Here is a 1631-nt window from a genome sequence, read left to right as displayed (position 1 = left end):
ATCGATCTGCAGCCAGGTTTCGCGTTCGACGCCCAGGGCGAGCGAGTCGGGAAGTTCACGCCGTACCTGCGGGGTGGGGCGGCGCCACAGCAGCAACGCATCGAGCAGCGCCAGCACCGCGATCGCCGCGGCCGTCAGCGTCCATGCCTGCAGCGGCAGGTAATGCAGGGCCACCGGCACACCCAGCAGGCCCCACAGCACCAGCAATGTGATCAGCCGCGGTGACGGTCTCACTGATGGGGTTCCGTGGTGGTGCAGGGGGTGGAAGCAGCGGGAGCATGGGCACCGCTCCCCCTGGCTCCCCTACGCACTGCGTGCGCAAGGCAGGGGGCAGAGGCGTGCGCGGTGGCCGGGCGTGGGCTCACTTGCGCGGGGCCTCGACCTTGGCGAGCAGGGCGGTGAGCGCGTCATCGGCGGACTGGCCTTCGATCTGCAGCTCCGGGGCCAGCGTGATGCGGTGGCGCAGGGCCGGCTTGGCGATCTCGCGCACGTCGTCGGGGGTGACGAAATCGCGGCCGGACAGCACCGCCTGGGCGCGTGCGGCGCGCACCAGCGCGATGCTGCCACGCGGGCCGGCGCCCAGCGCGATGCCCGGCCACTTGCGGGTGGCCGCGACGATGCGCACCGCGTAGTCGATCACCTGCGGGTCGACGGTGATCTCGGCCACGGCCTTCTGCAGCGCGACCACGTCGCTGCCGCTGAGCACGCGCGGTACCTGCGACAGGTCGAAGTCGCCGGCGGTGCGGCCGACGGTGATGGCCTGGACCATGCGCTTCTCGTCTTCCAGCTGCGGGTAGTCGATCAGCACCTTCAGCAGGAAGCGGTCCAACTGCGCCTCGGGCAACGGGTAGGTGCCCTCCTGCTCGACCGGGTTCTGCGTGGCCAAGGTGAGGAACGGCGGGTTCAGCGGGAAGGCCTTGCCCTCGATCGTGACCTGGCCTTCCTGCATCACTTCCAGCAGCGCCGACTGGGTCTTGGCCGGGGCGCGGTTGATTTCATCGGCCAGCAGCAGGTTGGTGAACACCGGGCCGCGGCGGATCTTGAAGCTCTCGGTCTTGGGGTCGTACACCGCGTGGCCGCTGACGTCGCTGGGCATCAGGTCCGGGGTGAACTGCACACGCGCGTAGTCCAGCTCCAATGCCTGGGCCAGGGCGCGCACCAGCAGCGTCTTGCCCAGGCCGGGCACGCCTTCGATCAGCACGTGGCCACCGGCCAACAGCGCGATCAGGATCTGCTCGAGCACATCGGCCTGGCCGATGAAGGCCTGACCGACGGCTTCGCGGATGCGCTCGACGCGTTCGATCACCTCGGCGTTGCCCGGTGCAGGCGCGGGTGCCGCGGCAGGTGCGGGCGCGGCGGCGGGAGCCTCGCCGGGAAGGGCGGGCGGAAACGGCGTCTCGTTCATAGCTGGTTTCTCATCTGGATGAGCAGGCGGATGCGTTCACGCAGGGCGTTGTCGTCCCGCGAGGGGGGAACCTGCAGCGCGCTCTGCACGCGGGCGAGCGGCCATTGCAGGTGATCGGCGATGGCCTGGGCCTGGGCGTCGCCAACCAGGGCCGCGGCCACCGGTGCGCGGCGGCGCAGGCGGGCCAGAAAGGACTGGCGCACCGCGTCGTACAGCAGCGGTGACT

Annotated in this window: 1 protein-coding gene and 2 pseudogenes; all 3 read right to left on the bottom strand. The window is 70.6% G+C overall.

Features of this window, described 5'->3' with window-relative positions; genetic code table 11:
- Nucleotides 1–234, bottom strand: a pseudogene (locus VA603_RS11935) (DUF58 domain-containing protein); the annotation flags it as partial.
- Between the two features lie 127 nt (nucleotides 235–361).
- The gene (locus VA603_RS11930) at nucleotides 362–1405 is read right to left on the bottom strand and encodes an AAA family ATPase (protein ID WP_132862407.1); all 1044 of its coding nucleotides are present in this window, start codon (nucleotides 1403–1405) and stop codon (nucleotides 362–364) included.
- A pseudogene (locus VA603_RS11925) lies at nucleotides 1402–1631 on the bottom strand (DUF4350 domain-containing protein); the annotation flags it as partial. The gene VA603_RS11930 and the pseudogene VA603_RS11925, both read right to left, overlap by 4 nt.

Source organism: Stenotrophomonas capsici (assembly GCF_034961085.1).
GTDB classification, from domain to species: domain Bacteria; phylum Pseudomonadota; class Gammaproteobacteria; order Xanthomonadales; family Xanthomonadaceae; genus Stenotrophomonas; species Stenotrophomonas capsici.
The sequence above is the reverse complement of the archived record's forward strand: the minus strand, read 5'-3'. Positions and strand labels throughout refer to the sequence as shown.

Excerpts from the sequence above, each read along its gene's own strand:
- VA603_RS11930 (WP_132862407.1), bottom strand. The coding sequence starts at position 1,405 with ATGAACGAGACGCCGTTTCCGCCCGCCCTTCCCGGCGAGGCTCCCGCC.